Consider the following 6408-nt stretch of genomic DNA (forward strand, 5'->3'; position numbering starts at 1 on the left):
CGCGAGACCTCGCTGACAAAGATGGATATTGACAGGCAGATTCACAACAGTCACAACAGATGATGGACTTATAGATCTCGACGGACAAAGCCATCCCCCTCCCATTGGTAGAGGGTAGCCCTCAAGTCACGGCTGGCACCGGGCGGGCTTGAGATGACCAGGATCCCTTGCGGGCTGACCCGCAGGCTGGCATTGCTCAGATCCGTCACGCTCAGCAGCGGCACAAGTCCCTCAGGCCGGTGTTCCAAGACCAAGACAGAGCGCAGCAGGCTGATGCCCCCTCGCTCGGTAAGGAGCACCAACTTGGGCTGTGGGCTGGAGGTGATGTCCGTGCGCAGGTGAGCCTCCACCAACCGCCCTGGGATCGGCTCAGCCGTGTGGAGCAGACGAAAGCTATACCCCCCCTGGTGCTCGAAGCTGAGAACGCGCACCACCGGCTCTACGGTGGGCTGCCGCTGAATCTGAAACACAGCCACCACATCCTGGCGAGATGGAGAGGTTAGGCTGGCCGGGAACAGGCGCAGGTTTTCACCGCGATTGCCGCGAATAAAATCCCACCAAATGGATTGATTGAATAAAGCCACAACCCCACCTCGAGCAGCGCCGCCCTCAGAAGGAACCGGCAGCAGCGGAAGCACAGGCTGGGGATAGGCAGGAACAGCAGCAACCGGTAGAGTGGTAGCCAAGGCCACTCCCCAGGCTATTCGACCACAGGAACACAACAGCTTCCGCATATTTCCTCACTCCTCGCCCCTAAAATTCTAAAGGACTCCAAGGTTCTCCCAGTCAACCAAACAGCCGGGATACAGGGATCCCTTTTATGTCGAACGCAACCTCGATCTCACCTTGATCTCGCCTGGCAATGGGCTACCAAGTTAGGGTGAAAAGCCTGGAGCTTCCTCTGTAGCCAACAAAGTCGGCTTGGAACGACGCCCCGCCAATTTGAAAGGGATCCCCCAGGAGCAAGGGGCAGCCCCCCCGACGGAGGGCTCTATTTTTCGGCAGCCAAAAACAATTGGGCCCGCCAAAAGCAGGCAATGGACTTGCTGTCCAAATCCATTCCCAAACGGGCCATTTCTGTAAGCTCAGAAGCAGAAAACTCCACTACGGTAATATCTTCATCCTCATCCTTATCGGGAGGGGAATCCAGCACTTCCAGCTCCCGCGCCAAATAGGCATACATAATCTCGCTGGAATAGCCGGGGCACAAATAAAATTGGCCAAGGGGATCCCAGCGATGGGCACGCAGGCCCGTTTCTTCTTCCAGCTCGCGGCGAATGGTGTCATCGGGATGCTCCCCTGGCTCGACCGTGCCTGCCGGGAATTCGTAAAGATAGGAAGCAACCGCAAAGCGATATTGACGAATGCAGACGAACTTGCCTGCTGCAGTGACGGGCACGGCCACCACCCCGCCAGGATGGATGAGGTACTCCCGCTCTCCCTCTTTGCCGTTGGGAAAACGCAAACGCTGGCTGACGAAGGTGTATTTGTGGCCTTGATAGCGGAGGCGCTCACGAATCACCTGAGATGGGTTTTGCATGGCAAGGGATCCCGAGAGTAGAGCCGCTCTCAGCTTAATGGTTTTCGGCGCTGTTGCAACCGGGCAATCCAGAGGGATCCACACGCCCTTGGGATCCCGTGTCTGGGGTAGAGTCAGGAAAAGCACAAAAGTTGCAGGCCATGATTTACCCTCCCTTGAAGGAGTTTCTTGCCCTCACCAAGCAGGGCAACTTTATCCCGGTGTACCAGGAATGGGTGGCGGATTTGGAAACGCCGGTTTCTGCCTGGTATCGGGTTTGTGCCGGCCAGCCCTACAACTTTCTCCTGGAGTCGGTGGAGGGGGGGGAACAGGTGGCCCGCTACAGCTTCTTGGGCTGCGATCCCCTGTGGGTTTTGGAAATACGCGGGGATCAGGCGCTACAGCGATACCGCGATGGCCGACAGGAGCACCACCAAGGGGATCCCTTCGCAATTTTGGCCCGCTGCTTGCAGCCCTATGAGCCGGTGCATTTGCCGGAATTGCCCAGCAGCATCGGCGGCCTGTTTGGCTACTGGGGCTACGAGCTGATTCGCTGGATTGAGCCCAAGGTGCCCATCCACCCCCTGCAGCCGGGGGATCCCCCTGATGCCGTTTTGATGCAGGTGGACAGCATCCTGCTCTTTGACCAGGTGAAGCGCAAGATCTGGGTGGTGGCCTTCGCCGATACCCGTCACCACGCTGCCGAGGAAGCCTATGCCCAAGCCTGCCGGCGGGTGGAAAAGCTGATGCAGCAGCTCAGCGCTCCTCTTTCCCTGGCCCATCTGCACCTCAACTGGAAGCCCCACCTGTCGGAAAGGACTCCGTCCCGCTGGCGCGAACAAATCCCCCCCAGCACCCTGAGCCGCCCAGCCTACTGCCAAGCCGTGGAACGGGCTAAGGACTACATCCGCGCCGGAGATATCTTCCAGGTAGTGCTCTCGCAGCGGTTTACCATCTCCTTTGCGGGGGATCCCTTTTGCCTCTACCGCTCGTTGCGGCTGATTAACCCTTCCCCTTATATGGCGTTTTTGCAGTTTGGGAATCTCTGCCTCATCGGCTCCAGCCCAGAGGTGATGGTCAAACTCAGCCGCGTGGGGGAAGACCGCATCGCCACCGTGCGCCCCATTGCCGGCACCCGCCCCCGCGGCACCACCCCTCAGGAAGACCGGCAGCTGGAGCAAGAGCTGTTGGCAGATCCGAAAGAACGGGCCGAACATGTGATGTTGGTGGATCTGGCCCGCAACGACCTGGGACGGGTCTGCCAACTGGGATCTGTGCAGGTGGACGACCTGATGCAGATCGAGCGCTACAGCCATGTGATGCACATCGTCAGCAACGTGGTGGGGCGGCTGGATCCCCAGTACAGCGCCTGGGATCTGCTGCGGGCCACCTTCCCTGCCGGCACTGTTACCGGCGCCCCCAAAATCCGCGCCATGCAGATTATTCATGAGCTGGAAGGATGCCGCCGCGGGCCCTATGCCGGCGCCTATGGCTACTACGACTTTTCTGGCCAACTGAACACCGCCATCACCATCCGCACCCTGCTGGTTCATCAGGGCCAGGTGAGCTTGCAGGCCGGGGCAGGTATTGTAGCCGACTCGGATCCGGAGCGGGAATATCAAGAATGTCTGAACAAAGCGCGGGGCATGTTAATGGCTGTGGCCAGTTTGCAGGAGACCTAGCCGATGTTGGCCCAGTTGCGCTTCAGCCCTGCGGTTCGCGTCAGCGGGACGGAGTCCTTACAGGAGCTCCAGCAGCCGGATCCAGAGACCGTAGAGCAGGCTTTTGAACTGTTTTCCACAGAGGGCTATCTGGTGTTGCCGGAGATCTTTCCCCCCGAGCTCATCGACAAGTTGCACAGCAGCTTTCTGGCCACCTACAGCCGCTACTGCACCCACGAGCACCACGCTGATGCCCTGTTAGTGGGCAATAGACGGGTGATGGTAACGGTTCGCCTGGAGGGCCCCTTCAACGATCCCCTCATCTATGCCCATCCTCTGATCTTGCCCATCCTGAAGCGGATTTTGGGGCCGGAGTTGATCTTGAGCGGGCTGGGGGCGGTGGTCTCTCTGCCGGGATCCGCCGATCAACAAGTTCACCGGGATCTGTCTCATCTGTTTGGCGACGAGACCTTGGATGCGATCATTCCTTGCTATGCCCTGAATTTGCTTATTCCTCTGGTGGAGGTCAACGAAGAGAACGGCATGACCCGTCTCTGGCCCGGCAGCCATGTAGTCTTCGATGCCCACTATACCGAGCTGGCCCAGCAGATGCCCTTTATCGATCCACCCTTGGCCAAGGGATCCTGCCTCCTGTTCGACTACCGCCTGATTCATCTGGGTCGGGCCAATCGCTCGCCCGCTCCCCGTCCTCTTCTCTACAACACCTACAGCCGCGCTTGGTTTCGGGATCCCATCAATTACACTCAGCAACCTCCCCTGGTGATCCCGGCCCAAGAGAAAGAGCGGATCCCAGCCGAGCATCAGCGCCTATTCGTGACGGCACAGATTGTGTAGACGGCCCGGAACTGCGAGCTGACCGAAAACTCGGCGGCTCAGGCCCCGGCATTTATGCCTAGGGATAAGCTACCGTCTCCTGATAGGATGTGAGTATCGCTCCACCCATTTATAGTTTGATAGAAAGGTGCAGTGCTGAAGGTGAAGTAGAAGTATCTGGGGTGTTTCCACATCCCAGTAGCTGGTGCGTTCGCCTTGGCGGCGCGAAGCGCTTTGGCGTCCCCCACGGTGCTGCGGTATAAGCCACATGCTCGGTGTAGCTCAGTCAGTGGGAGTTGTTTTGCTGGCTGAGAACGGATCCTCTGGCTTTAGCCGTGGGGAGAACGTCAACCTCTCCTCTTGTTTGAGGAATCCGGTCAGCTAGACCGCCGAGAAGCGACGCCCTCTATGTATCAGCATGAGGGTCAGGATGAAAGGCGGAAACCCTTGCTATGGTAAACACAGAGCGGTGGGGCATCCCGTTCTTAAAGCTCAGGAAATGTCCTTAACGGGAGTCACTGAGAAGCTCGTACTCTATGCATCAGCATGAGTGCGGGAGTATGTCACGATGTCTCAGAATGGGGGTGGTTATCCCCGTTATTGCAGTTTGATTGCGCATCCCACCATGAGCGAAAAGATCCCTCAAGATCCCTCCTCGCCGGAAATGGCGGCTGAGATGGCCTTTGCTGCAGAGCCCAGTTTAGAGGAGGTAGGAGCTACTGCGGAAGAAACCACCCCAGACTCGGATCCCGGCAAGGGATCCCCTGGCACCGGCGGGTCGAATGCGCAGCGTGTCCGTCAACTGCTGGGCATGAAAGGAGCAGAGGTGGAGTCTCGCTCCATTTGGCAGTTGCACTTGCAACTGATGAAGCCTGTCACCTGGATCCCTTTGGTGTGGGGTCTGATTCCGGGGGCGGCATCTTCCGGTCACTTCACCTGGACTTGGGAGAATGTGGCTCTCATTTTGGTGGGCATGATTCTGGCGGGCCCCCTGATGACGGGCTATACCCAAACGGTGAACGAATACTACGACCGCGAGATCGACGCCATCAACGAGCCCTACCGCCCGATCCCTTCGGGGGCCATCTCTCTGCGGCGGGTGGTTATCCAAATCTGGGTGCTGCTGATCTTGGGGTTGGGCTTGGCCTATGCCCTGGACTGGTACACCGGCCATGACTTCCCGGTGATCACCTGCATTGCGCTGGCAGGAGCCCTGATTGCCTACATCTACTCGGCGCCCCCCCTGAAGCTCAAGCGCAACGGCTGGCTGGGCAACTACGCCCTGGGCGCCAGCTACATCGCCCTGCCCTGGTGGACAGGTCACGCCTTGTTTGGCGAGCTGAACTGGACGGTCTGCATCCTGACGCTGATCTACAGCTTGGCCGGGCTGGGGATTGCTGTGGTCAACGATTTCAAAAGCATCGAGGGGGATAGGCAGTTTGGCTTGGCCTCTTTGCCGGTGATGTTCGGGGCGATGGGGGCCGCTTGGATCTCGGTGCTGATGATCGACCTGTTCCAGTTCGGCATGGCCTCGTTTTTGCTGGGGGCGGGCCTAAAACTTTACGCGGCCCTTTTGGTGCTGCTGATCATCCCGCAAATAACCTTCCAAGATATGTACCTGCTGCGGGATCCTTTGAACAACGATGTGAAATACCAAGCCAGCGCGCAGCCCTTTTTGGTGTTGGGCATGTTGGTGGTCGGGCTGGCGTTGGGCCGCTCGGGGCTGTGGTAGTCGAGCCGACGGCAAAGTGCCCATCTTGGCAACAGAGGTGACGGCTTCCGCCCTGGGTTCGGCCCGACATCTGGGCCAAGATCAAGTCAAGATCAAGTTAAGTTGAGCCAGGGATCCATCCCCTTCGAGGATCGTTGGCGGATCCCTGGAAGCTGTTATGGCCCTGGGCCAAAGGAGATATCCAATGAAGCTGTTGTTTCCCCTCCAACTCGGCCTAAGCCTGGCTTTGCTCTTGGGGCCGCTGGCCGTCTCTCCCGCCCAAGCGCAGCGGATCGTCATCGACGGGCGGGGGATCGTGGTAGAACCCAGCACAGGTGGCTCGGTGATCCTCAATCCCGACCAGCCGGTCTTTTCTCCAATCTTGCCCTCTGCAGTTCCTTTTTCCATCGATGAAGAAGGCAAGATCGTCTCTGCCCCTGGCTACCGCTGCAGTGCGGCTACTGCTGCCGACAACTCCCCCATCATCTGTCGCTCCCAGTTCAACCGCAACGACGTGGTGGTGTATGAGCGGGACGGCCAATCCAACACCTTCCTTGTGAACATCGACAACACGGTGACCCGGCCCTCCGGCAGTGGGCTGCGGATTGTGCCCAACCCTGAACCGGCGACTCCCTCGGGTAGCGGCCTGCGCATCATCCTGGATTGAGGGCAGGGATCCCTTC

Annotated in this window: 6 protein-coding genes; 4 read left to right on the top strand and 2 right to left on the bottom strand. The window is 58.8% G+C overall.

Translation table 11 applies throughout. The features are described from left to right. Positions 1–68: 68 nt before the first annotated feature. Together NW829_RS11370 and NW829_RS11375 are read right to left on the bottom strand one after the other, a co-directional pair. Entirely contained in the window at positions 69–692 is a 624-nt protein-coding gene (locus NW829_RS11370) for a hypothetical protein (protein WP_414417123.1), read from the bottom strand. A 299-nt stretch (positions 693–991) separates the two neighbouring features. Continuing rightward, a complete protein-coding gene (locus tag NW829_RS11375; RefSeq protein ID WP_011432186.1) occupies positions 992–1540 on the bottom strand; it encodes an NUDIX hydrolase in 549 nt (182 codons plus the stop codon). 140 nt (positions 1541–1680) lie between these two features. Between NW829_RS11375 and trpE the strand changes: the two genes are divergently transcribed. The 4 genes from trpE (at position 1681) to NW829_RS11395 (ending at position 6392) form a co-directional block, all read left to right on the top strand. After that, the gene (gene trpE, locus NW829_RS11380) at positions 1681–3201 is read left to right on the top strand and encodes an anthranilate synthase component I (protein WP_414332048.1); all 1521 of its coding nucleotides are present in this window, start codon (positions 1681–1683) and stop codon (positions 3199–3201) included. Between the two features lie 3 nt (positions 3202–3204). Then, on the top strand, positions 3205–4035 hold the full coding sequence (locus NW829_RS11385; RefSeq protein WP_414417121.1) for a phytanoyl-CoA dioxygenase family protein: 831 nt from the start codon (positions 3205–3207) through the stop codon (positions 4033–4035). Positions 4036–4639: 604 nt separating this feature from the next. Further along, the gene (gene chlG, locus NW829_RS11390; protein ID WP_414417122.1) at positions 4640–5746 is read left to right on the top strand and encodes a chlorophyll synthase ChlG; all 1107 of its coding nucleotides are present in this window, start codon (positions 4640–4642) and stop codon (positions 5744–5746) included. Positions 5747–5930: 184 nt separating this feature from the next. Further along, entirely contained in the window at positions 5931–6392 is a 462-nt protein-coding gene (locus tag NW829_RS11395) for a hypothetical protein (RefSeq protein ID WP_414343398.1), read from the top strand. Positions 6393–6408: the final 16 nt, after the last annotated feature.

The organism is Synechococcus sp. R55.8, assembly GCF_047461895.1.
Lineage (GTDB): Bacteria > Cyanobacteriota > Cyanobacteriia > Thermostichales > Thermostichaceae > Thermostichus.